The following is a 21,420-nucleotide window of genomic DNA, read 5'->3' as shown; positions in this document are numbered from 1 at the left end:
ATCCGAGGAAATCGTTAGCGAATCGACCGGGGAGAGAACAGCCTATTTCGGCGCGCCGTTCACGAAGCGGCCGTATTCCATCTTCAATACGCGATCGGCCGCCGAGAAGTACCGGTCGTCGTGGGTCGCCGCGATGATCGTCTTCCCCTGGCGCTTCAGCTCCGGGAGAATCACCTCGTAGAAATGACGGCGGAAAATCGGGTCCTGATCCGCGGCCCACTCGTCGAAGACCAGGATCGGCTTGTCGTCGAGCAGCGCGATGATCAGCGACAGCCGCTTGCGCTGCCCGGTGGAGAGGTTGAGCGTCGAGAACCGGCCCTCGTAATAGCTCGTCTTGGCGTCGAGCTCCATCTCCTGCAGCCGCTCGTTCAGCCGGTCCTCGTCGACGTTTTGCAGTCCGTACAACCGGTCGAAGAGATGAAAGTCCGTGAAGATCACGGAAAACATGTTCCGGTAGCGATGATACTGCGAAGGCTGCAGCCGGTGGCCGTTGAGATACAGCGCGCCGCCCGCCGGCTGGTACAATCCGGTGAGCAGCTTGAGGAACGTCGACTTGCCGCCGCCGTTGCCGCCCTGGATGAACAACACCTCGCCCAGCGGAATCGTGACGTTGAGCGGACCGACGGTGTAGCCGGGCGTCCCATCCGGATTCTTGTAGGAGAACACCAGATCGCGGACCTCGATCTCGCGCAGCGGCAGCGGCGCGGGATCGTCGGCGAAGTTCACCGTCGGCACGTGGCTCAGCTCGTCATCCAGTTTCGACTCCATCGTCTCGATGGCGCGGATCGCGACGGCGGCCTTGGCGATGTAGGGCACGACGCCCACCACTTCGGCCATCGGGCCGAAAATGAACAGGATCACCGTGGAGATCTTGATCACCACGGAGCCCTCGGCCTGTGCGAACCGCGGCAGCAGGAAGATGATCACCCCAAGCAGCCCGTAGAACGCGGAGTGGGTGATCAGCGTGGTGGTGACGAAGCTGTTGTTCGTTTCGACCTTCAGGTTCGTGACCTTCGTGGCGAGCGGGCGCAGGTGGTTGTCGAACAGATCGCGGTTCTTGCGCGCGTCGACCTTCAGCTCCTTGAAACCATCCAGCAGGTGTTCGATCAGCCCGAAAAAGCCGACCTCCATCTCGAGCGTCTGCTGCAGCTGCGGCTCGGCGGTACTCAAACTCCAGCGGTAGGCAATCACCGCCGTGGCCATGGCGCCGAGCGTCAGCAGGAACGCGGGGACCGACAGGTAGGCGATGAACAGAAACGCCACCAGCAGCATCACGGCCGAAGCCGAGGCGTTGATCGCCATCGACACGGTGGAGGAGATCGTCTGCGTCTCTTTCGTCAGCAGCGTCGTGAACTGCGCGGGCCCGGTGGACTCGAAAAACAGCAGCTCGGCCCGGCGAATCTTGTCCGCGACGCGCAAGCGCAGCCGCTCGACGATGCCTTCCGTCAGCTCGCCGGTATGGCGCAGACTGTAGCGTTTGGCGGTCATCATCGCGACGAGCGCGATGAGGAACAACAGCAGGTAGCGGAAGGACTCCCCTTGCGCCGTCGCCGCCGAGGCCGCGCCGAGGATGATGGTCACCATCAGCCCGCTCACCGCTCCGCCAAGCAGCGTGACGAGAGCGATCCGACGGCCGATCGCACCGGATTCGCGCTGAAGAAAACGGAGAAATTCCATGAAGTGAGCTGGAGCGCGCCCGGCAGGGACCCGCAGGGCGCCGTTTGAATCCAACGCGCCGCTGCACTTAGCAAGCGAATTTCCGGTGACGCGTACGATTGCGGACGCCCGCCGGACGTCCCGGTCGCGCGCGGCACCGCGGCATTGTTCCTCGCCGTTGTCCCGACGCCACCACCACGGCTGTATCCAGGCCCCACGGGCCGATGACGCACCCGGCAGGATACGCCCGGGATTTTCCCTTGACCCTCCGACCAGATCAGCAATCTGATCACCTAACCGATTTATGGTGAGGAAGTCGAACTCCAGCCGGTTGCGCAGCAAGCTTGCCGAATCACTCGACACGGCCAATGGTGTCGCCGCACCCTCCTCCTCTTCACCCGAACCCTCCTCTTCAACTATGAGCGCCTCCGACACCACCGTGACCCTCGAACCGACGACCAGCCGCAAAACCGCGGCGGATCGTATCGTTCTCACCAGCACAATGCTCGGCGCCGGCGCGGGCGCGTTGCCGATTCCGATCTGGGACGCGGTCGCGGTCACCGGCGTCCAGCTGAAGATGCTGGCCGACATCTCGTCCGTCTATGGCGTGCCGTTTGCGGAGAACGTCGGCAAATCCGCCGTGGCCTCACTCGTGGGCGGACTGGCGCCGGGGATGCTCGCCCACGGTACCTTCGGGATCTTCTTCAAGATGCTGCCCGGCGTCGGCTCGCTCGTCGGTGCCGTGGCGCTGCCCGTGCTCGCGGGCGGCTGCACATACGCGATCGGCCAGGTGTTCATCCGGCATTATGAGTCGGGCGGCACGCTCCTGACCTTCAACGCGAAAGACTTTCAAGCCAGTTTCACCGAAGAGGTGAAAGCCGGAATGAAAAAGGTGGCCGCAGTCAAAATCTAACAACTCCTCCCATGCTCGTCCTCTCGCTTCTCTACATCGGCATCTGCTGTCTCGTCGCGTATCTCGGTCGTGAACGCAAGTTCGGCTTCTGGGGCTACCTCCTCGCCTCCTTGCTGCTCGATCCGATCATCGGCTTCCTGCTGGTGCTCGCCTCCGACAAGCGCCCGGTCGCCGTGGCCACGCCCGCCGCGCCCGCGGCCTGAGTTACCCGACGCTCGTTTTCCCGGGCCCGAGGCTCGCGCTTCGGGCCTTTTTCTTTGGCCTGCGCGCGCCGTGCGTCGCGCGGGCTGCGTGAGTGAGGTTCGGCGGTCATCCGCTTCCCATGGTCATCACCTTCTGCAACGGCAAAGGCGGCGCGGGCAAGACCACGCTCTCGATCCTGCTCGGCTGCGCGCTGGCCGACGCCGGCCGGCGCGTCGCGTTTCTGGATCGCGATCCTCAGCAGACGGCGACACGGTGGATCGAAGAGACCAAACCCTCGATCGTACTGGCGCAGCCCGACGCAGCCTACGATGCGCTGATCATCGACACCCCGCCTCACCTGGAGTCAGCAGTAGTGCACGAAAGCCTCGCGCAGGCGGACAAAGTCGTGCTGGTGAGTTCGCCCTCTCCGGCCGATCTCTGGACCTCGCAGCGAACCGTCGGCGTGATCCGCCAGCACCATCACCGCGACAAGGCCGCGCTGTTGTTCAATCAGGTCCAGCGGCACACGCTGCTGGCCAGGGAACTCGGGCCGCTCGCCGAACGGATCGGACTGCCTGCGCTCACGCATCAGGTCAGCCGCCGCCAGTGCTACCAGCACGCGCTCGTGCTCGGCTGGAAGGCGCTCGATTCCTCCGCCCGCGAGGAGATCCTGCAGGTGGCGCTCGAGATCATCACATTCTAGAGCGCATCAAACCCGAGTGTGACCCGACCGTGCGGGTTGTAGGCCCGCGCGGTGTGTGGGCGCCCGGCCACCGGCCGGGCCTACAGCAGCGCAGCAGGGGCGCAGCAAGCCTGCGCCCTCGTTCGAGCCGCAGAAGTCGGTTCAGCCCTTGCTCACCACTTGTACTGCAGTCCGCTGGTGAGCTGGAGCTGGCCCTTTTCGCCAGGCCGGAGCGCGCGCACGATCTCCACGGGCACGCCGCTCGCGATCAGCCCATTCGCCAGCGATGGTGGCAGCGGCCCAAGCGTGTTGTCGTAGGTGTAGGTCAAACCCACGGTCAGCGACACGTGTTCGCTGAGTTGCGACTCGAGCCCGAGGTAGGAGTTGATCGCCCACACCTCGGTGTCAGTGACACCGATGCGATACTTGAACTGCTGCTTCAGCGAAACGCGCTCGTTGAAGGCGAACTCAAGGTGCTGCAGGAAACCGGCCGAAAAGATCCACTCATCGTCGAACTCGGTACCTTTCACCTCGTTTACTTCCGACAGGCCGGGGATCACATCGAGCTTCGTCCGGTCGGTGTCGATCAGCTTGAACCCGTAACCGATGACCTGTTCGAACGAGCGATCGATCAGCGAAATCTGATCGACCTTGTAGCTCGAGCGCGCGAGCAGGTAGCGGCGGTCCGACAGCATCCGCGTCACCTGAAACTCGCCCTTGTAGTTGTCGACCACCGCTCCGGCGGGTTCGTACTTCGCATAAGCGTACGAGCCGCTCAGTGACACGGCCAGTGTCGGGGTGGCCCTGAGGATCATCCCGTTGAACTGCACCATCGACTGCGTGCCGGAGAGCCCGAGAGCCTTCCCGGTCAGGTCCAACTCAGCCGGTGCGCCCGGCACCGCGCCCTGTACGTAGGCGGCGGAGTTGTAGGAACCGTTGATGGAAAAAATGCGCTTCCAAACCACCTTGGCCGCCGCGTGCGTCGGCAGCTCCGCCGGCGCCTGGGTCGCGGTGGTCACCACGGGTGCCACTGGCTCCGGCATCGTAGGCGGCGGAGTCACGGTCTCCGGAGCGGCGGGCGCGAGCGCCGTGGCATCGATCACGATCGGTCCCAGCAGGTCGGCGTCGATGTACACCTTGCCGGCTTCCTCTTTCTGGATGGTGCCGACGATCCGGGATCCGTTCTTCAGCACGATCATGGAGGGCTCGGCGGCAAACATGGTCGACGCAGCCGCTGCGGCTAGTGCTAACAAGCTGGAAAGGATGCGCATAGCGACGCCGATCTCGGCGACCCCGGCTACGACTGGCAATCCCTAAACGCGTCAGGTAACACGATTTTGAACACGCAGGGACCGCCGCGATGAGAGCCGGTGCGGTCCTCGTCCACGCAGCCGGTGGCGGGGATTTGCGGCCGCCGGGTTCCGGCTTACCTGTGGCGCCATGGCAGATCTCCCGGCAACCTCCAGGCTGGATCGCACACTTCAGCGCATTGTAGAACGCACCGGAGTGCCGGGTCTGGCTGCGGCGCTGCTGCATGGACCCGACATCGCGATGCTCGGCTGCGCCGGGGTGCGCCGCCGGGGTTCCACCGCGCGGCTCGCGCCCGACGATCGGTTTCACCTCGGCTCGTGCACGAAGGCGATGACCGCGACGCTGGTGGGACTGACGGTGGACCAAGGTCGGTTGGATTGGCACACGACGCTGGCCGAGATCTTCGGCTCCACCCTGCCGCGCCTGCATCCGGGCTGGCAACACGTGCAGCTCGCGCACGTGCTGGCGCACCGGGCCGGCCTGCCGCCCAATCCGAGCTGGCGCACGCTCGCGCCCGGTCGCACGCGGCGCGTTTTGCAGCTGCGCGAAGCGTCGCTGCGCCGGCAGCGATTGGAGCTGACCGGGCGCGTCCTTGCGACCGCGCCGCGTTTTGCTCCCGGCGCGACGTACGAATATTCGAACGTCGCGTACATCATCGCGGGAGTCGTGCTGGAGCGGATCAACCGTGAGCCTTGGGAGGAACAGATGCGCGCGCGACTGTGGCGGCCCTTGGGCATCACGACCGGCGGCTTCGGCGCGCCGGGCACGCCCGGGGTGGTCGATCAGCCGCGCGGCCACGCCGGCTCCGGCCGGCCCGTGGCGCCAGGGTCGCTCGCCGCAGACTGGCGGGTACCACCGCTCTACGGACCGGCTGGTACCGCACACCTCAGTCTCCCGGATTGGGCGCGGTTCATCGCGCTCCACCTGCGGGGCCACGCGGCCAATCCGCACCACGAAGCCGCGCTGCTCCGGCCGGAAACCTTCGCGGCGCTGCACACGCCCGCCGCCGGCGAGGCGTACGCCGGTGGCTGGGAAGTCTCCACTCGCGCGTGGGCCCGCGGCGCGGATCGCGCAGCGACGGGACGCGTGCTGCACCACGACGGCAGCAACGGCCAGTGGTACGCGGTGACGTGGCTGGCACCGGAACGCGACCTCGCGCTGTTGGCGGCAACGAATCAAAACGGCGCGCCCGGACTCGCCGCCTGCGAGCAGGTGCTGGCGGCGTTTCGACGCGAGTAGCGCGGACGGTTGACCGCAAACGCCAGCGCTGTAGCCGGGGTCGTCGACCCCGGCCTCTTTCGCCGGGCTCAGCGAGCCCGGCTACATCGAACCGCAAAATCGGCCAGCCGGCCCACCGTTACCGCTGCGCGGCGGCGGGTATCGGCGATGACTTCCCCGCCATCACCAGCTCGTCGTTCTTGATGGTGAACTTCACCGCGCTGTCCTCGCCGACTTCGCCGCTGATCAATGCCCGCGCGAGCTTCGTCTCGATGTTTCGCTGCAGGAACCGCTTCAACGGCCGCGCCCCGAACACCGGATCGTAGCCCTTCTCCGCGGTCCACTCCTTCGCCTTCGCGTCGAGCGACACCGTTACACGCCGATCCGCCAGCCGCTTGTTCAAATCGGCCAGCAGTAGGTCCACGATCGTGGTGATTTCCTCGAGCGTCAGCGGCTTGAAGAGGATCGTCTCGTCGATCCGGTTCAGGAACTCCGGCCGGAACGACTTCCTCAGCTCCGCCATTACGCTCTCGCGCACGCTGTCGGGAATCGAACTGCCCGACACACCTTCCAGCAGATAGCGCGAACCGATGTTCGAGGTCATGATGATGACCGTGTTCTTAAAATCGACCGTGCGCCCCTGGCTGTCGGTGATTCGGCCGTCGTCGAGCACCTGCAGCAGCACGTTGAATACATCCGGATGCGCCTTCTCGATCTCGTCGAACAGCACCACGGCATACGGCTTCCGCCGCACCGCCTCAGTCAACTGCCCGCCCTCGTCGTAGCCAACATAGCCCGGAGGCGCGCCGATCATCCGCGCGACGCTGTGCTTCTCCATGTATTCCGACATGTCGATCCGCACCATCGCCGCCTCGCTGTCGAACAACGTCTCGGCGAGCGTCTTCGCCAGCTCGGTTTTGCCCACGCCCGTCGGGCCGAGGAACAGGAAGCTGCCCACCGGCCGGCGGGGATCCTTGATCCCGCTGCGCGCGCGCAGGATCGCCTCGGTCACGAGCGTGACCGCCTCGTCCTGACCCACGACGCGCTGGTGCAGCACCTCCTCGAGCCGCAGCAGCTTTTCCTTCTCGCCTTCGACGAGCCGCGTCACCGGCACGCCGCTCCACTTCGAGACGACTTCGGCGATCTCCTCCTCGGAAACTTCTTCCTTGAACAGCGTCGCACCCGCGCCGGCCTGCTCGAGCTTCTTCAACTCGGCTTCCATTTGCGGGATCTTGCCGTGGCGAAGTTCAGCCACCTTGTTGAGGTCGTAGGCACGCTCGGCTTTTTCCATCTCGAGCCGCGCCGCCTCGATCTCCTCGCGGAGTTTCCGCGTCCGGCCGATCGCGGCCTTTTCCTTTTCCCAGTGCATCCGGATCGCCTTCGCCTTCTCGCGGGCCTCGGCGAGTTCCTTGCGCAGTGACTCCAGCCGCCGCGCGCTCGCTTCGTCTTTTTCCTTCGCCAGTGCGGTCTCCTCGATCTCGAGCCGGAGCACGCGCCGCGTGAGCTCATCGAGCTCCTGCGGCATCGAATCCATCTCCGTCCGGATCATCGCGCACGCCTCGTCGACGAGGTCGATCGCCTTGTCGGGCAGGAACCGGTCGCTGATGTAGCGATTGGAGAGTGTGACCGCGCTCACCAGCGCGTTGTCCTGGATCTTCACGCCGTGGTGCAACTCGAACCGCTCGCGTAATCCGCGCAGGATCGAGATTGCGTCCTCGACCGACGGCTGGTCCACGACCACCGGTTGGAAACGTCGCTCGAGCGCCGCGTCCTTCTCGATGTGCTTGCGGTATTCGTCGAGCGTGGTGGCGCCGATGCAGTGCAGCTCGCCGCGCGCGAGCATCGGTTTGAGCAGGTTGCCCGCGTCCATCGCGCCCTCAGTTTTGCCGGCGCCGACGATCAGGTGCAGTTCGTCGATGAAAAGGAGAACCCGACCCTCGCTCTGTTTGATCTCGGTGAGCACGGCCTTCAGCCGCTCCTCGAACTCGCCGCGGTATTTCGCGCCGGCGACGAGTGCGCCCATGTCGAGTGCGAAGATCGTCTTGTCCTTCAATCCCTCCGGCACGTCACCGCGGAGAATCCGCTGCGCGAGCCCCTCGACGATCGCGGTCTTGCCGACGCCCGGCTCGCCGATGAGCACGGGATTGTTCTTCGTCTTGCGCGACAAAATCCGGATCGTGCGCCGGATTTCTTCATCGCGGCCGATCACCGGATCCATCTTCCCCTTCCGCGCCTGCGCCACGAGGTCGATGCCGTATTTTTCCAACGCCTGGTAGGTGGCCTCGGGATTGTCGGTGGTCACGCGCTGTGCCCCGCGGACGTCCTGCAGCGCCTTCAGCACTTTCGCGCGGTCCAGTCCAAAGCTCTTGAACAGCTTCTTTAGCGCGTCGGGCTTGCCGACCTCGAGCAATCCCAGGAACAGGTGTTCGACTGAAACGTATTCGTCCTTCAGCTTCCCAGCCTCGTCCTCGGCGCGCGTGAGCGCTTCGTTGACGGCCTGGGTCACGTAAACCTTGGACGTGTCGACGCTGCCGGTGACTTTCGGCAGCCGCTCGAGCTCGCGCTCCACGGCCAGTTGCACGGCACTCGGCGTGATCGCGAGTTTATCGAGCAGTCCGGGCACGATCCCGTTCTCCTGCCCGAGCAGAGCGGACAGCAGGTGCCACGTGTCGACCTCGTTGTGGTGCAGCCGCCGGGCGACATTCTGCGCCTCGGTCACGGCCTGTCGTGACATTTGGGTGAGCTTGGCAAAATCCATGATGAAACCTCGTCGCAAATTTTGGGCCAGCAAGCCGGCGCGGTATTCCCTCGGTGATCCGGCGGGTTTCGGGATCAGCCGGGCCAGACTGCGCCGCACGGTGTCACACCGCGGGACACCCTGACCACGCCGGCCACCGCGTCTTGGATGGGGCCGCGACGCCCTCGTCGCGGGTTTGTTGTAGCCGGGCTCGCTGAGCCCGGCCGGCTGGCGTCATCGCGGTCACTCGAACCGATCGTCGGAGTTCGTTCCTCGAATCGCCGTTTTGGGGTATATCCGCACGGTTGCTCGTGCAACTCGTTGATGTCCGAGCCGGCGGTCCCTCTTGATGCCCTCTTGCTGCCTTCTTGGATCCCTCCTGCACCCCTTCAGCGTCACCTTGCGAGTGGTGTCGTTCTGGGCGGAAAACCTCAACGCGTAGCGTGGCCGGTGTGAGCTCGAGGTGTCGTTGGCCGGTTCGCCGAGACGGAATCACTCGGCAAAAAAACAGAATTGATTCGCGGCGGAGAGGACTCCACGTTCTCGCGTTCCTGACGGACGCTTAGCTCAGTTGGTTAGAGCACTAGTATCACACACTAGGGGTCCCCGGTTCGAGTCCGGGAGCGTCCACCATCGCTGATACTCAGCGAGTTAGGAAACAGAATCCGGTTAGTGACAACGGCTAGTGCCAACGTGGCCATAGTTGTCTCCGGGTGTGCGCCGGCGTTTCGGTGACGTAAGTGTTGGTGGAAATCGGGCCGGTTGGAGCTGACGGCCACAACGAAGTAGGTAAGCATCTTCGCCGTTTGATCGACTGACGCAGGGTCCGCCCGAAGCTCACGTAGCACTCTTGCTCCGTACAACACCGTCTCATCGAGCTGTACGGGCTTCAACGGTCCCCCTCTGGGCTACAGCCCCCCCGACGTGACGTCTTCAGGAGGTCGAACGTCTTCAGGATCTCCCAGCCCTTGAGTATCGATCCGACATTCTTGGTTGCCCATGGCACAGCACACCGGGTAATATCAGGGTCGGCACTACAACCAACCGCAATATATGGCTACCCCGTTCCTCCTGCGCTACGCTAAGGATTGCCAATCCCCAGGTCGTGTTCCGAAGATGTCAGCCAGTTACTTCGATTCCGACGTGGACATGCTTCGTGCGTCTGATCTGCCGGGCAATCCACTCCTGATCGAAGTCCCACACTTGGTCGAACCCAAGACAAAAAAAGCCGACATCGAGAAGGGCGAAGATCAGAAAGATCGCCGCATGTGGCGTTGATTGTGTTGTGATTCTCATCCTGACCAACAAGCAGGACGTTTCAGCTGATTTTGTCGTGCGAGAGCTGAGACGGCGAGGGGCTGCATACGTCCGGGTGAACACCGAAGATCTGCGAACGGGTGAGTGCAGCTTTCGGCTCTCACCTGCGCCCTCGGTGACGATAGATCGCAATGGCTCTTCCGTAAAGTCATCGGACATTGGAGCAGTATGGCATCGGCGCCCGGGCCATGCTTTTGATGAAGTGCCGACGCCGGAACGCCCCGCACCAGATGAGGAGAAATTCGTCGTCGAACAATGGATGGTTTGGATCGAGGCGCTGGAGGTAGCGATCAGCGATGGCTGGATGAACCCACTCACACCTGCCTCACTGTTCGAAAACAAGATTCGTCAGCTTTCGCTGGCCCGTCGAATTGGATTCACGATCCCCGACACCATCGTTTCAAACTCACCGTCTGCTATAAAAAACTTTCGCCGCGAACACCACGCGGGTCTCGCGGCTAAGGCTCTCTATGCTCCACTCTTGGAAGGGATTGATCGTGACCGCTTCGTCTTCACCAGTCTCGTGGAATCAGGTCACCTTAATGACGCGGCAGCGTTACGGCAGGCTCCGACGATCTTCCAAGAAGCGCTGATCCCAAAGGTCGATTACCGGGTCACCATCGTCGGGACGAAAATTTTCGCGGTGAAAGTATGTTACCCACCCCAAGACGGCATCGATTGGCGGGTTAGCAAAGCGGCGGTGCAATTCGTCCCTATTGAGCTTCCCGCAGAGATCGCGGGGATGTGCCTTAAATTCGTGCAGAATGCGGGGCTCGTTTTCGGGGCCATCGACCTTATCGAATCTCGAGGCGAATGGTATTTCATTGAAATCAATCCGTCGGGTGAATGGGGCTGGCTACAACAGCCGGTCGGCCTTCCGATCGCAGAGGCGATTTGCGACACGCTCCAAGCTTTGGACACCACCCGATGAATTGGAGAAAACCTATTTACCTCGTTTGGCCCGCGTACGAGGTGCTCGTAGCCGACAAGTACATTGATCCAAAGAAACTGAAGTCCAAGCAATCGGGAGACATGGAGGCGGAAGAGGAGCGGCTAAAACGAGAAATCGACTCACACGGGGATGACTTCGAGCAGCTCGAGGAATATGCAACGATGCTACTCGAATCGGAGGTCAAACGGCGGGAGCGAATCGAAGATAAGGCGGGGACACTATTCCAAGCCACAGGCATCGTGACTGCGTTGTTTGCGGTCTCCCCAGTTCTTTCCGGGAGAATCTGGATTGTCGAGGGATGGAGATTACATGTTCTGTTGGCGACCTACCTATTGGCTGGGATACATCTCGTTACGTCCCTTTGGATGGCAATGGCGGTTCGCCGGGTCGGAGAGCTTTACCTCCCAACGGTTGCAGATCTCGTTGAAACGTTGGATCGCAAAGGAAAGATAAGAAACGAACGGATCCACTCAGTTATCGTCCGGACCAAGCGAAACGAAGCATTTTTGGGGATGAAGGCAAACCGGCTGGTCGCTGCAGAAGCATATTACCGGAGAGGTCTCATCTTTCTGGCGCTCGCAGTTGGAGCCGCCGCTGTCTTCTCTGCGTGGTGGCCTTCTTGCTGACCGATGTGGCTCCGGTGCTCGCAGGGTCGATTCGGCGATCAAGAAGTCGGCTGCGAAACACGTCACTATGGAAGACGTCGCATCGGGGCCTGTTTGACCTGCCCCCCGAAGCTGGAGGGTTAAAACGAGAGAACCGGATCGGTTGAGGTTGGTTTACTGACGAGGGTTGGGACTGCAAGCGGAGGGTTGATCAGGTCCACAGGAGCCCCCATGGGGGCTCGCGCGATTTTGGCCGCAAACTGGGCCGGCGTCAGATCGTGGAGTGAGCTGTGCGGTCGTTGGTGGTTGTAGTCTTCGCGGAACGCTTCGAGCAGATCGCGGGCATGGCTGACCGAAAGAAACTCGGTTTCGTTGAGGCACTCGTCGCGGAGCTTGCCGTTGAAGCTTTCGATGTAGCCGTTCTGGGACGGCTTTCCTGGCGTGATGAAGCGATGGTTCACTTGTCGCTCGTGCGTCCAGCGCTCGAGTGCCAGGCCGGCAAACTCCGGCCCGTTGTCGGTGAGCAGGCTGCCGGGTCGGCCGCGCAACTCGGTGAGATAGTCGAGCACGCGTGCCACCCGCGGCCCGGACAATGAGGTGTCGGCCTCGATCCACAGGCACTCGCGGGTGTAGTCGTCATGCACGGTGAGCAGGCGTAACGAGCGCCCGTTGGCCAGCCGGTCGTGGACGAAGTCCAAGCTCCAGCGTTCGTTCGGCCGTTGTGGCGCGGCGACCGCTTCGACGCCACGAGCCAGTCGTTGTTTGCGCCGGCGTCGCTGCCGCACCTGCAAGCCTTCGGCCCGATAGAGCCGATACACCCGCTTGTGATTATCAGCGATACCTTCCCGGCGCAGCAGCACCAGCAACCGACGATAGCCCCAGCGTCGACGCACCACGGCATGGCGCCGCAAGGCGCTCCGCACGGGCAACTCATCACGCCGGCCGTGTGACTGGTAGTAGTAGCTGCTCACGGCCAAACGCAGCAGCCCGCACGCCCGTGTCCTGCTCACCGGATAACTTGTCTTCAGGTAATCCACAGCAGCACGACGAGTGGCGGGCTCTACCAGTTTTTTGAGTTCACATCCTTCAGCATCCGGATGTCCAACGCCTGATCGGCGACGATCTTCTTCAGCTCGGTGTTCTCCCGCTCCAGCTGCTTCAACCGCTGCAGCTGGCTCGGCTCCAGGCCGCCGTAACGGCTCTTCCACCGATAGAACGTGCCGCTGGAAATCGCGTGCTGACGCAAAAGATCGGGCAACGGTTTGCCCATCTCGGCTTCCTTCAGGATCCCGAGGATCTGCTCCTCGGTGTGGTGCTTCTTCATGTCGGGTGAGGTTCATTTTCACCCGGCTTTCTCGCTCACGCCACTCCAGTTTCAGGGGGGCAGGTCACGTTGGCAAACGGGTGAACAGGAGCCCCGTTGCCGCTGCCCAGGTGCCGCGATGCTGCTTTCTTGTTTAGTTGCCCCGAGCCGGGGGTGCGGGGGCGGCGGCGAGCGCCCCGCATTCGGTGTCGTTCGGGGCGGCGGCCCCCCCCGAGGCGGAGCCGAGCCGCCGCAGTAATCGGCGACTCGGTGCCGAACGGATGAAAGAAAAACTTTCGTAAGTGCGATTCGCGTCGTCCAAGCGGCGGTGATCTGTGCGTTCACTGACGTTGTATCCGGACGAACCATTCGTTGCCATATTGGCAAGGGGTAACGTGTCTACCTGATCAAAGGGAAACGCAGGTGCGTTTCCGCTCGGGCGCGTTCGCTGAGCACTTACGCGACTACCGTGTTCAGGGGAGAAGAAACGCCGCACAGTGGGAATCGAATCGTGTCTGATCACCGGCCGGTTCTCGGCAAACGAAACGGTACCGAGATCGGACACCGTCACGACAACAGCACTCACGCTGAACCGGCATGCTGCGACCAAAACCACAGCTCAACCTTCAGAACGCACGCGAGTATTTCCGCGATCACCTGCGCGTCGGCGACTACTACTCCGAGGGTCAGACGATCGCCGGCGATTGGCTGGGGCTCGCAGCCGAGCGGCTCGGACTTACAGGCGCCGTCACCGAAAAGGAATTCCTGGCGCTCTGTGAAGGGCTGCATCCGGAGACCGGCAAGCGACTGACCGCACGAATGAACACGGCGCGTCGTGTCGACGGGAAGCTGGCAGCGAATCGCCGGATCTTCCACGACTTCACCATCAGTCCGCCGAAGAGCGTTTCCATCGTCGCACGCTGTCAGGATTCCCGGATCGTGGATGCACATCGTGACGCCGTGCGGCTGGCGATGATCGAGCTGGAAAAGTTCGCTGAAACCCGGATCCGGAAGTCGAAGCAGAACGCTGAGCGTGTCACCGGCAATATCGTGGCCGCCTGCTTCCAGCATGACACCAGCCGTGCGCTCGATCCGCACCTCCATACGCACTGCGTGGTGTTCAACGCGACCTTCGACCCGGTGGAAAACCGCTGGAAGGCGCTCCAGACGGTCGGCATGTACCGCGCACAGAAGTTTGCCGAGAACCTCTACTTTCACGAACTGAGCAAACGGTTGCGGTCGCTCGGCTACGGCATCGAGAACAACGCGCGCAATTTTGAGATCAGCCGGGTGCCGGCGGCTTTGATCGAACGGTTCTCGAAACGGCACGCGCAGATTGCCGCAGAGGCGGAGCGCTACGTCGCCAACGGCTACGATGGCGACATTGGCGCGCTACGGCGTCGTCTGGCGCATGAGCATCGCGACCGGAAGATCAAAGGTGCGACGGCGGAGTTGCTACGTGAGCACTGGAACCGGCAGTTGTCGCCCGACGAAGCGCGGGCGCTGACGGGTTTGCGAGGCGTTCCAGCCATCACCCAACGAGCGGACCTGCGAAGCATCGTTGGCTGGGCAGACGAACACCTGTTCACGCATCGGGCAGTGGTGAACGACTACGAATTGATCGCCACGGCACTGGCTCGGGGCCGCGGCGAGAACTTCGATCTCGATGCGTTGCGAAGCGCTGTCGAGCAGCACGGGTATCTGCGCGAGGATGGCACGCGCAAGCTGATCTCCGCCGAACTGCTGCGCTGCGAGTTGGACATCGTGCTTGCCGCCCAGGATGGCCGTAAACGGCACCGGGCGCTCAATCCGAACTATCACCCCAGCCCTTCGCTCTCCTCTGAACAAGAACGCGCTGCCCGGCGGATCCTGACGAGCCGCGATTTCATCACGCTGTTCCGTGGCGGAGCGGGAACCGGGAAGAGTCACACGCTCAAGGAAGTCGCTCTGGGACTCGCGGCAGCGGAACGTCCGGTGGTCGTGCTGGCTCCCCAGCGGCAGCAGGTGCACGCACTGGAGACCGACGGTCTGCCAGCCGAAACGCTCGCTCGAACGCTGGCGACCGGTCGGCTCGATCATGGTGCGGTCGTTATCCTCGACGAGGCCGGACAGGTCGGCGGTCGGGATCTTCATGCATTGATTCGTCTCGTCCAGGCACACGGTGGCCGGCTGATTCTCTCCGGTGACACGCGGCAGCATGGAGCCGTCGCCGCGTCGGACGCACTGCGTGCCATCGAGCAGCACGCAAAGCCACGCGTTGCCGTGCTGCGGACGATCCGTCGGCAGAACCCGGCGCTTGCACGCACGAGCGAAGAACGGCGATTCATCAGACGGTACCGGGCAGTCGTGAAGAAGGCTTCCGAAGGCAAACAGGCCGAATCGTTCGATCTGCTCGACCAACTCGGTTGCGTGCGCGAGTTGCCGGACGAAGTCCGCGGGGTTGCGGTCGCTGGAGAGTATCTGACCGCGATGGAACGCGGCGAAAGCGTCGTGGTCGTCGCTCAGACGTGGAACGAAGTCCATGCAGTGAACGATGCGGTGCGCACCGCGCTGCATTCGGCGGGGAAACTGGGCCCCGGCACACCAACGGTGACCTACCAGCCGGTCGACCGCAGCGAATCCCAGAAACGCGATCCGCGGTTTTACGAACCCGGGCAAGCGGCGCACTTCCTTCGCAGCTACGGCCGATTCAAGAAAGGCGACACCTGCGAAATCGCCGAGGCGAACGATCGCGGCGTTGTCTTGGTAAAGGATGGCCGGCGATCGACGGTCGGCTACCGGCACGCGGAACGATTCATCGTCACCAAACGGACCGACATGGAAATCGCGCCCGGCGATCGGCTGCAACTGAAGGCTAACGGTCGAAGCGTCGAGGGCACGCGACTGCACAACGGAGAACTCGTCACCGTGGCGAATGTCGATTCGTCCGGCGCGTTGATCGTCACGGATGAACGTGGAGCAACGAAGACGCTCACGTCATCACAGCGGCTGCTGGTGCGTGGCTATGCGGTCACGTCGTACGGCTCCCAGGGGAAGACGGTCGACACGGTACTGTTCGCTGATGCCGGGGAACGCGCGGCCACGAACGCGCAGCAGTGGTACGTGACGATTTCGCGAGGGCGTAAGCGCGTTGTGGTCTTCACGCCGGACAAGGATCAATTGCGCACCCGCGTCGAGTCGCCAGGCGAGCGGGAACTCGCAACCGAGGGCGAGCGGCTGGCGTTAGCGCTCCGCTGGACCCAGCAGCACCGACAGGAACTCTGGGCTACCCAGCGGCCGCGTCAGGAAATGCACCTGCGTGAAGGGCAGCGGATGGGAATGAGCGCATGAACAACCGTGAACCAGTGACCCCAGCCAAACCGGTCCGTCCGCCGCCATGCATGTCGACCACGGCTCCCGGCGACGCGGTGTCACTCACGCTGCATTTCGCGAATGGCGACCTGCTCTCCCTGCCCTGGTCGCGTTATCTCGGCGCCTGCCTGACCGGCGACCAACTCGTGATCTCCTTCGCCGAGCGCGAAGTCGAGATCCACGGCCGCAACCTCGGCCAGGTGATGGAGGCGATCGAATGCTCCAGTCTGACCGGCTTGCGCGTGCTGCCGTCGGCCTACGCTGGATTGGCGGCCACGGCGCCATTCGTCAGCAAACTGAGCGCGTGTCCGCGCCCGCGTACGAGCAAGTAATGCCATTCCGAGGGGCAGCGTCGGTTCGCAGAACCTCGCTCATGTGCAAGGCCGTCGAGCCGTATCGCACACTCACGGACTGCACCGGTGTGGTCGGCTGTTTCGCATTGAGACAAGTTTAATGATCCGGTTAGCTCGGACAGAGGAACCAGGTGTCATCCACTTCAGCTCAATCGTACGGGATTTTTGCCGACCATGTGGCAAACCGCGGTGTGGCGGTGCCGATTGATCGCGTGGATGCTGTCCGCTGGGGGGTGCGCGATTCTCCACAATACCTGATGCCGGACGGAACCAAAGTCTACGAAGCCGAGATCGTCCTGCGGGCAACTGACGGCAAGATGATCGAATTTGTTTTTGCCGTGAGCTTCGAGGGCCACGGTATGTTGAAAGCACAATACGAGCAGTTCTTGCGGGATTCCTATGCATACGTGTTGCCGGTCATCAGCCAACGAATCGACCGTAGCCTTGAGGAAGGCGGGACCGCGCGCATCGGAAAGTGTACCCTGCATCGTGATTACGTCTCTTTTCCGTCGGGAATGTTGGCGCTGGGGAGATCGGTCGTCCCGTGGTTCCACGTGCGGACGAAATTGGCTGTTGGAGATTTTCTCGTATTTGACGACCGTGATCCGCGGAAGTGCGTAGCAGAGCCGATGGTCGGGATGTGGAACGCCGCCGTGTTGGACGTAATCGCCCAAGTGAAGCGGCGGCAAAGCTTAGCTCGATAAAGCGCCATGTCCTCACGAAATGACCGAACGGGCTATGGCGTGGGGCTCGCCTGTGGGCTCAAGCTGGCGGAAAGCCGGGTTGGGGAGATGCTGCCAACGTGGATCGAGCAAAACTCCCGGCAATTCTTCCGCGCGATGCTGGGTGTCTATTCTCTTGTCGAGAATGCTGCGGCATCGAGAGTCGTCGTTCTAGATCCGAAGGTCTCCACGCCCGAGTTTCGGCTAGATTTGGCGGCGGGGGTACGGAATACGGCGCATTGGCCCGGAGCGACAATCAGGTTGTACGATATTTTGGGACTCCGGGTCGAGATGGAGCACTTCTGCAAGTATCACGTCGACTGGCTCAATCGGGATGGAGCGGAATCCGTGGTTGGACGCGAGTTAACTTTCCAAGAGGCGTTCACCGTCATGCAGGACATGCGATCGCTTCAATTTGCCGCGATGGCCGCGAATACGACGGCCGAGGCCGAATACTTGCCCGAGACTGCCCAGAAAGTCGGAGGAGCGATGATTCGGTCCGCTCTCATGTGGGTGCTAGGAACAACAACGATCTCAGAGCAATCCATGGCCGAGGTCTCTCAAATCGTCGAGGTGACTTCCGAAATCGCTCAGGTTAGTTGCAGGCTGATTGTCGGGTCCTGAGTGCACGCCAGATTCAGCGCCATGTGTGCGCGGTCGGATCGTCGTTGTCTCGCTATCGAGCTACTGGGAAAACAGTAGGAGCTCTACGACGATTTCAGTAGATGCGTGTGATTGTCGCAGCCGGTGGCCGGTGTGATCTGTAGCGATGAAGGCATCAACCAACTCGAATGCGTGCCGGCGTCATCGATGAGCAGCGAACGGAGAACTACCGCTGAAAGGGGATCAGAGCTGCCCTGATCTCGGTAGACCCGCCCTCTTGTCGCGCGGGCTCGCACGCGAACAGTGACACCGAAAAAGACGACCATGAACTCAGGAACACTCACACTACCATCCACCGAAACTGCATCGCATCGGGTCGAGTTCTTCCGACTCCCTGCACCCGGCAAACGTGATCCGCATTTCGGGCTGTCGCGCGGCTGGTACTACAAGGCCGCAGCCGCCGGTGAAATCAAAACGGTGGCCCTCCGCCAGCGCGGTGCGCTCCGCGGCGTTCGCCTGGTGGCCTACGATTCCGTGGCGGCTTACATCCGCCGGTCAATGGGCGAGATGAGCGCCACCAGCTTGTGAGGACGGACGGCAATTTCGCCGGAATGAATTGCGTCAGCGAGGGAGACGGCCAGATTTCCCGGCTGATGAATCCTGCGATCGAATCGGAACTCCGCGCGCTATCTCCGGCCGAGCGCATCCTGCTCGTGGAGGAGATTTGGGATCGCATTGCCGCCGAGCCCGAGAGCGTTCCGGTTTCGGCTTCACATCGTGTAGAGCTAGACCGGCGCCTTGATTCGTTAGAAAAGAATCCAGATCAGGGACGGCCGTGGGACGAAGTTCGTGACGAACTGCGCCGGCGCTGATGCCCGCCGTCGTCAGGCCAACGTCTGCGGCGTGCGCCGACCTGCTCGCGGCGCACGATTGGTACGAGCATCAGTCGCCCGGACTGGGCAAGGACTTCGTGCGGATGGCTGATGCCGCATTCGCCGGCATTACCCGCCAGCCCTTGCTGTTTCCGCCTGTTCATCGAGGCCTGCGGCGTGTCCTTCTGCGGCGGTTTCCTTACGCCGTCTATTACCGCGTCGATGACGACGCGATTCGCGTAATCGCGGTTCTGCACACCGCCATGGACCTCGGCCGCCTGGGAGAACGCTGACTACCGACAGCGGGGACGCGGATGCGGAAGCTAACGAGTGATTCGTTGTGGCCAGTACGCCGGGAATTGAACGAACTTGCCGCGTCGGCAAAGAACCAAGAATGGGGCTCAGACGACGCAGCCCGCTCCTAAGTGGTGCGAGGCTTACTTTCTTCGAGTTCGCGGAAATGACGGGAGGCAAACTCACTCTAGTTATTACACCAATTCTGGAACAAGTTGGCCTGTGATCTGGTACCTACGCGCCTCGCGCGTACGAGAGCGTAGGTACGGAAGGTACAGTGCTGGGCGTAGGGCGCAGACTTCTCGGTATTATGAGATCACCGAAAGTCCTCAACCACGTCTGGCACCGCAACGTCCCCGCTACTTGGGCCAATCGCTCACTCTGGCGAACTGACATCCCCGCAAGCGTCCTGTCCAACCCCGATGTCCACTCCGTATGCTACCGACTAGCGAGCGGTCTCTGCGTTCTGATTCGCATCGCTGATCTCCGTGACTCCGTCTGGGACGCGCCCCGTCGGACGAGTGGGAAGGTGGGGCCGTTTTACGTCGATCCACTCGCAAAGACGGTGAACGGCTGGTCGTCTAGCATGGACGTTCAGACAACGGCGTGACTTGGGAACCCACAGCCATCCTGGGGCGGCTGTCCTTCGGGGTCGCCGCCCTTTTTGTTTCACTTATGCGACGGATAAGCGTTTACGCAGTTATCCAAGCAAAATTATCGCTGCCCACACCAACCACGCTACAAATGGAAGGACGCAAAGCGTCTTGAGGATATAATGGCCCTGAACATCACCCGGCTCCCCTTTATTCCTGAAAACCAAATAGATGGAGCCGGAGCAAAAGACAATACACAGCAGCCATTTAATCGCGGCAATCATTGTCCCTACAACGGTTGGATGCTACCCCATCGTTACCGTGCGTGTATCGGTTAGTCAATACGGCTTTCGTTGCGCGCTCTTGATTGTTCGCACGCGTGACATTACGGATGCCTCTGCCTTTCCTACCTCTTTTGCTGTCACCGCAATAAGCCCTTGGGCTAGGGCTTCGAATCGCTGGGAGGGTGTCCGGGTACCTTCTTTTTTGACCACGGCGCAACGCTCCGCTTCCAGGCAAAACCAGTCAAATCGGCGACGCTTCGCCGCCGCGTTGCTCAGAACAGCTTCGGTAGCTTCGCCAGGGCCTTCCGCTTCGCCTTCGTTTCGATATGCGTGTAGTGGCGGCTGATCGCTTCGGAGTCGTGGCCGATGATGTCCATCGCCACCGCCTCGGAAACGCCGGCGTTTTTGAGCAGCGATGTCGCCGTATGCCGCAGCGAGTGGAACGAGATTTCGTGCACCGTCCGACGCCGCGAGCGGCCGTGTGCTGGTGCGCCTTCATCGCGTTGCTTGTCCCTCCGCCGTGCCTTCGCGAGGCCAGCGGCGACCAACAGATCGTAGAAGTGCTGCGACAGCCGCGAGTCGGCCGATTCGCCCGCCGCGACCGACGACGATTCCGGAAACAGTGGCGCCGACGGATCGTCCGACGCTGGCATTGTCTCGATGTGCGCCAGGAGCGGCGCCGCAATCGGGATTTCCATCTGGCGCCCGGTCTTGCCGGTCACGAACCGGATCACCTCCCGTTCGAGATCGAGGTTTTGCCAAGTGAGGTTCGCGATGTCCGAGAGCCGCTGACCCGTGTAGAACCCAAACAGGATCAGGCCGCGCCATTCGGCGGACGCATTCGCCAGGATGGCCTTTAGTTCGCCCAGCGTGAACGGCCGGCGCTGCTTGCGCTCGTCGTCCCGACGCCGGATCGCGTCGACTTTGCTCGCGGCGTTGTCCTGCGTCAGTCCGTCCTTGTAGGCCGCGCCAAGTGCGACTCTGAGATATTTCAGCGACTTGTTCGCGGTCGCGATCGAAGTCCGAGTCAGCACTTCATCGCGATACGTCACGATGTCGGTCTTCGAGATCTGGGAAATGTCCCGCTCGGCGCGAGGCCCAAGCGATTTCAGGAAATCGCGGACGACCTGTTTGTACGCCTGGAAAGTCCGGTTGGCCGTGTCGAGCTTCCGACGCTCCGCCCAGCGCGTCAGAAAATCCCTGGCTGTGGCGGACGGCAGCGGCTCGTCGTTCGTGATCTCGTAGATATCGGACAGCACGCGTCGGGCTTGCGCTTCGCCGAGCCGCTTCTGTCCGGCGAGCTTCGCGGCACGCTCCCATTGGTTCGCGATCCCGAGCGCCTTTCGCTTATCGCTCTGCTTCGTCGAGCGCTGCGCACGGGTTCCGTCCGCGTTGTAGAAGCACGCGAACCAGTAGGGGGAGCGAAGGCGTTTACGCAACGAGGCCATGCCAATTTAGTGACAACGTTAGT

At 62.3% G+C, this 21,420-nt stretch carries 18 protein-coding genes, 1 tRNA gene and 1 pseudogene; 15 read left to right on the top strand and 5 right to left on the bottom strand.

Annotated features, from left to right (window positions below):
* Nucleotides 1-42: 42 nt before the first annotated feature.
* Nucleotides 43-1,677 carry a cyclic peptide export ABC transporter gene (locus tag OTER_RS09900; RefSeq protein WP_012374776.1) on the bottom strand — a complete coding sequence of 545 codons (1,635 nt, stop codon included), beginning with the start codon at nt 1,675-1,677 and terminating at the stop codon, nt 43-45.
* Nucleotides 1,678-2,074: 397 nt separating this feature from the next.
* Here OTER_RS09900 and OTER_RS09895 point away from each other — a divergent pair, with 397 nt between their 5' ends.
* The 3 genes from OTER_RS09895 (at nt 2,075) to OTER_RS09885 (ending at nt 3,455) form a co-directional block, all read left to right on the top strand.
* Nucleotides 2,075-2,569, top strand: a complete 495-nt coding sequence (locus tag OTER_RS09895) for a YcjF family protein (protein ID WP_012374775.1) — start codon at nt 2,075-2,077, stop codon at nt 2,567-2,569.
* 11 nt (nt 2,570-2,580) lie between these two features.
* Nucleotides 2,581-2,772, top strand: a complete 192-nt coding sequence (locus tag OTER_RS09890; protein ID WP_012374774.1) for a hypothetical protein — start codon at nt 2,581-2,583, stop codon at nt 2,770-2,772.
* Nucleotides 2,773-2,891: 119 nt separating this feature from the next.
* The gene (locus OTER_RS09885; RefSeq protein WP_012374773.1) at nt 2,892-3,455 is read left to right on the top strand and encodes a ParA family protein; all 564 of its coding nucleotides are present in this window, start codon (nt 2,892-2,894) and stop codon (nt 3,453-3,455) included.
* A gap of 152 nt (nt 3,456-3,607) precedes the next feature.
* Here OTER_RS09885 and OTER_RS09880 read toward each other — a convergent pair whose 3' ends face one another.
* On the bottom strand, nt 3,608-4,654 hold the full coding sequence (locus tag OTER_RS09880; RefSeq protein ID WP_012374772.1) for a DUF481 domain-containing protein: 1,047 nt from the start codon (nt 4,652-4,654) through the stop codon (nt 3,608-3,610).
* Nucleotides 4,655-4,874: 220 nt separating this feature from the next.
* Between OTER_RS09880 and OTER_RS09875 the strand changes: the two genes are divergently transcribed.
* Nucleotides 4,875-5,984 (top strand): serine hydrolase domain-containing protein, encoded by a 1,110-nt coding sequence (locus OTER_RS09875; protein ID WP_012374771.1) that lies wholly within the window; start codon nt 4,875-4,877, stop codon nt 5,982-5,984.
* Between the two features lie 118 nt (nt 5,985-6,102).
* Here OTER_RS09875 and clpB read toward each other — a convergent pair whose 3' ends face one another.
* Nucleotides 6,103-8,721 (bottom strand): ATP-dependent chaperone ClpB, encoded by a 2,619-nt coding sequence (clpB, locus tag OTER_RS09870; RefSeq protein WP_012374770.1) that lies wholly within the window; start codon nt 8,719-8,721, stop codon nt 6,103-6,105.
* Nucleotides 8,722-9,256: 535 nt separating this feature from the next.
* Here clpB and OTER_RS09865 point away from each other — a divergent pair.
* From OTER_RS09865 to OTER_RS09855, 4 genes are all read left to right on the top strand, one after another.
* Nucleotides 9,257-9,333: transfer RNA gene (locus tag OTER_RS09865), tRNA-Val, on the top strand.
* 420 nt (nt 9,334-9,753) lie between these two features.
* On the top strand, nt 9,754-9,978 hold the full coding sequence (locus OTER_RS25805; RefSeq protein WP_012374769.1) for a hypothetical protein: 225 nt from the start codon (nt 9,754-9,756) through the stop codon (nt 9,976-9,978).
* 7 nt (nt 9,979-9,985) lie between these two features.
* Nucleotides 9,986-10,948, top strand: coding sequence for an MvdC/MvdD family ATP grasp protein (locus tag OTER_RS09860; protein WP_012374768.1), 963 nt, complete (start codon nt 9,986-9,988; stop codon nt 10,946-10,948).
* The gene (locus tag OTER_RS09855) at nt 10,945-11,595 is read left to right on the top strand and encodes a hypothetical protein (RefSeq protein ID WP_012374767.1); all 651 of its coding nucleotides are present in this window, start codon (nt 10,945-10,947) and stop codon (nt 11,593-11,595) included. Before OTER_RS09860 ends, OTER_RS09855 begins: the two co-directional genes overlap by 4 nt.
* Before the next feature lie 233 nt (nt 11,596-11,828).
* On the opposite strand, the pseudogene OTER_RS09850 reads toward OTER_RS09855, so the two are convergent.
* Nucleotides 11,829-12,898 (bottom strand): annotated as a pseudogene (locus OTER_RS09850) (IS3 family transposase); the annotation flags it as partial.
* 576 nt (nt 12,899-13,474) lie between these two features.
* On the opposite strand from OTER_RS09850, the gene mobF reads away from it, so the two are divergent.
* The 7 genes from mobF to OTER_RS09810 all read left to right on the top strand — a co-directional run bounded on the left by mobF (nt 13,475) and on the right by OTER_RS09810 (nt 19,071).
* Nucleotides 13,475-16,207: a MobF family relaxase gene (gene mobF / locus OTER_RS09840; protein WP_012374764.1), complete on the top strand. Its 2,733-nt coding sequence runs from the start codon at nt 13,475-13,477 to the stop codon at nt 16,205-16,207.
* A 50-nt stretch (nt 16,208-16,257) separates the two neighbouring features.
* Nucleotides 16,258-16,560 (top strand): hypothetical protein, encoded by a 303-nt coding sequence (locus OTER_RS09835; protein WP_012374763.1) that lies wholly within the window; start codon nt 16,258-16,260, stop codon nt 16,558-16,560.
* A gap of 152 nt (nt 16,561-16,712) precedes the next feature.
* Nucleotides 16,713-17,285 (top strand): hypothetical protein, encoded by a 573-nt coding sequence (locus tag OTER_RS09830; RefSeq protein ID WP_148218070.1) that lies wholly within the window; start codon nt 16,713-16,715, stop codon nt 17,283-17,285.
* Between the two features lie 6 nt (nt 17,286-17,291).
* A complete protein-coding gene (locus OTER_RS09825; protein ID WP_012374761.1) occupies nt 17,292-17,927 on the top strand; it encodes a hypothetical protein in 636 nt (211 codons plus the stop codon).
* Nucleotides 17,928-18,230: 303 nt separating this feature from the next.
* Nucleotides 18,231-18,494, top strand: a complete 264-nt coding sequence (locus tag OTER_RS09820; protein WP_012374760.1) for a hypothetical protein — start codon at nt 18,231-18,233, stop codon at nt 18,492-18,494.
* 65 nt (nt 18,495-18,559) lie between these two features.
* The gene (locus tag OTER_RS09815) at nt 18,560-18,778 is read left to right on the top strand and encodes an addiction module protein (protein WP_044892357.1); all 219 of its coding nucleotides are present in this window, start codon (nt 18,560-18,562) and stop codon (nt 18,776-18,778) included.
* On the top strand, nt 18,778-19,071 hold the full coding sequence (locus tag OTER_RS09810; RefSeq protein WP_012374758.1) for a type II toxin-antitoxin system RelE/ParE family toxin: 294 nt from the start codon (nt 18,778-18,780) through the stop codon (nt 19,069-19,071). The genes OTER_RS09815 and OTER_RS09810 overlap by 1 nt, the downstream gene beginning before the upstream one ends.
* 1,150 nt (nt 19,072-20,221) lie before the next feature.
* Here the strand turns inward: OTER_RS09810 and OTER_RS09805 are convergent.
* Nucleotides 20,222-21,397, bottom strand: coding sequence for a tyrosine-type recombinase/integrase (locus OTER_RS09805; RefSeq protein WP_012374756.1), 1,176 nt, complete (start codon nt 21,395-21,397; stop codon nt 20,222-20,224).
* Nucleotides 21,398-21,420 lie beyond the last annotated feature (23 nt).

This window comes from Opitutus terrae PB90-1 (genome assembly GCF_000019965.1).
Taxonomy (GTDB): Bacteria; Verrucomicrobiota; Verrucomicrobiia; order Opitutales; family Opitutaceae; genus Opitutus; species Opitutus terrae.
The sequence above is the reverse complement of the archived record's forward strand: the minus strand, read 5'-3'. Positions and strand labels throughout refer to the sequence as shown.

Coding starts and splice junctions, on each gene's coding strand:
- OTER_RS09900 (WP_012374776.1), bottom strand. CDS start 1,677: ATGGAATTTCTCCGTTTTCTTCAGCGCGAATCCGGTGCGATCGGCCGT.
- OTER_RS09895 (WP_012374775.1), top strand. CDS start 2,075: ATGAGCGCCTCCGACACCACCGTGACCCTCGAACCGACGACCAGCCGC.
- OTER_RS09890 (WP_012374774.1), top strand. CDS start 2,581: ATGCTCGTCCTCTCGCTTCTCTACATCGGCATCTGCTGTCTCGTCGCG.
- OTER_RS09885 (WP_012374773.1), top strand. CDS start 2,892: ATGGTCATCACCTTCTGCAACGGCAAAGGCGGCGCGGGCAAGACCACG.
- OTER_RS09880 (WP_012374772.1), bottom strand. CDS start 4,654: ATGTTTGCCGCCGAGCCCTCCATGATCGTGCTGAAGAACGGATCCCGG.
- OTER_RS09875 (WP_012374771.1), top strand. CDS start 4,875: ATGGCAGATCTCCCGGCAACCTCCAGGCTGGATCGCACACTTCAGCGC.
- clpB (WP_012374770.1), bottom strand. CDS start 8,721: ATGGATTTTGCCAAGCTCACCCAAATGTCACGACAGGCCGTGACCGAG.
- OTER_RS25805 (WP_012374769.1), top strand. CDS start 9,754: ATGGCTACCCCGTTCCTCCTGCGCTACGCTAAGGATTGCCAATCCCCA.
- OTER_RS09855 (WP_012374767.1), top strand. CDS start 10,945: ATGAATTGGAGAAAACCTATTTACCTCGTTTGGCCCGCGTACGAGGTG.
- mobF (WP_012374764.1), top strand. CDS start 13,475: ATGCTGCGACCAAAACCACAGCTCAACCTTCAGAACGCACGCGAGTAT.
- OTER_RS09835 (WP_012374763.1), top strand. CDS start 16,258: ATGTCGACCACGGCTCCCGGCGACGCGGTGTCACTCACGCTGCATTTC.
- OTER_RS09825 (WP_012374761.1), top strand. CDS start 17,292: ATGTCCTCACGAAATGACCGAACGGGCTATGGCGTGGGGCTCGCCTGT.
- OTER_RS09820 (WP_012374760.1), top strand. CDS start 18,231: ATGAACTCAGGAACACTCACACTACCATCCACCGAAACTGCATCGCAT.
- OTER_RS09815 (WP_044892357.1), top strand. CDS start 18,560: ATGAATCCTGCGATCGAATCGGAACTCCGCGCGCTATCTCCGGCCGAG.
- OTER_RS09810 (WP_012374758.1), top strand. CDS start 18,778: ATGCCCGCCGTCGTCAGGCCAACGTCTGCGGCGTGCGCCGACCTGCTC.
- OTER_RS09805 (WP_012374756.1), bottom strand. CDS start 21,397: ATGGCCTCGTTGCGTAAACGCCTTCGCTCCCCCTACTGGTTCGCGTGC.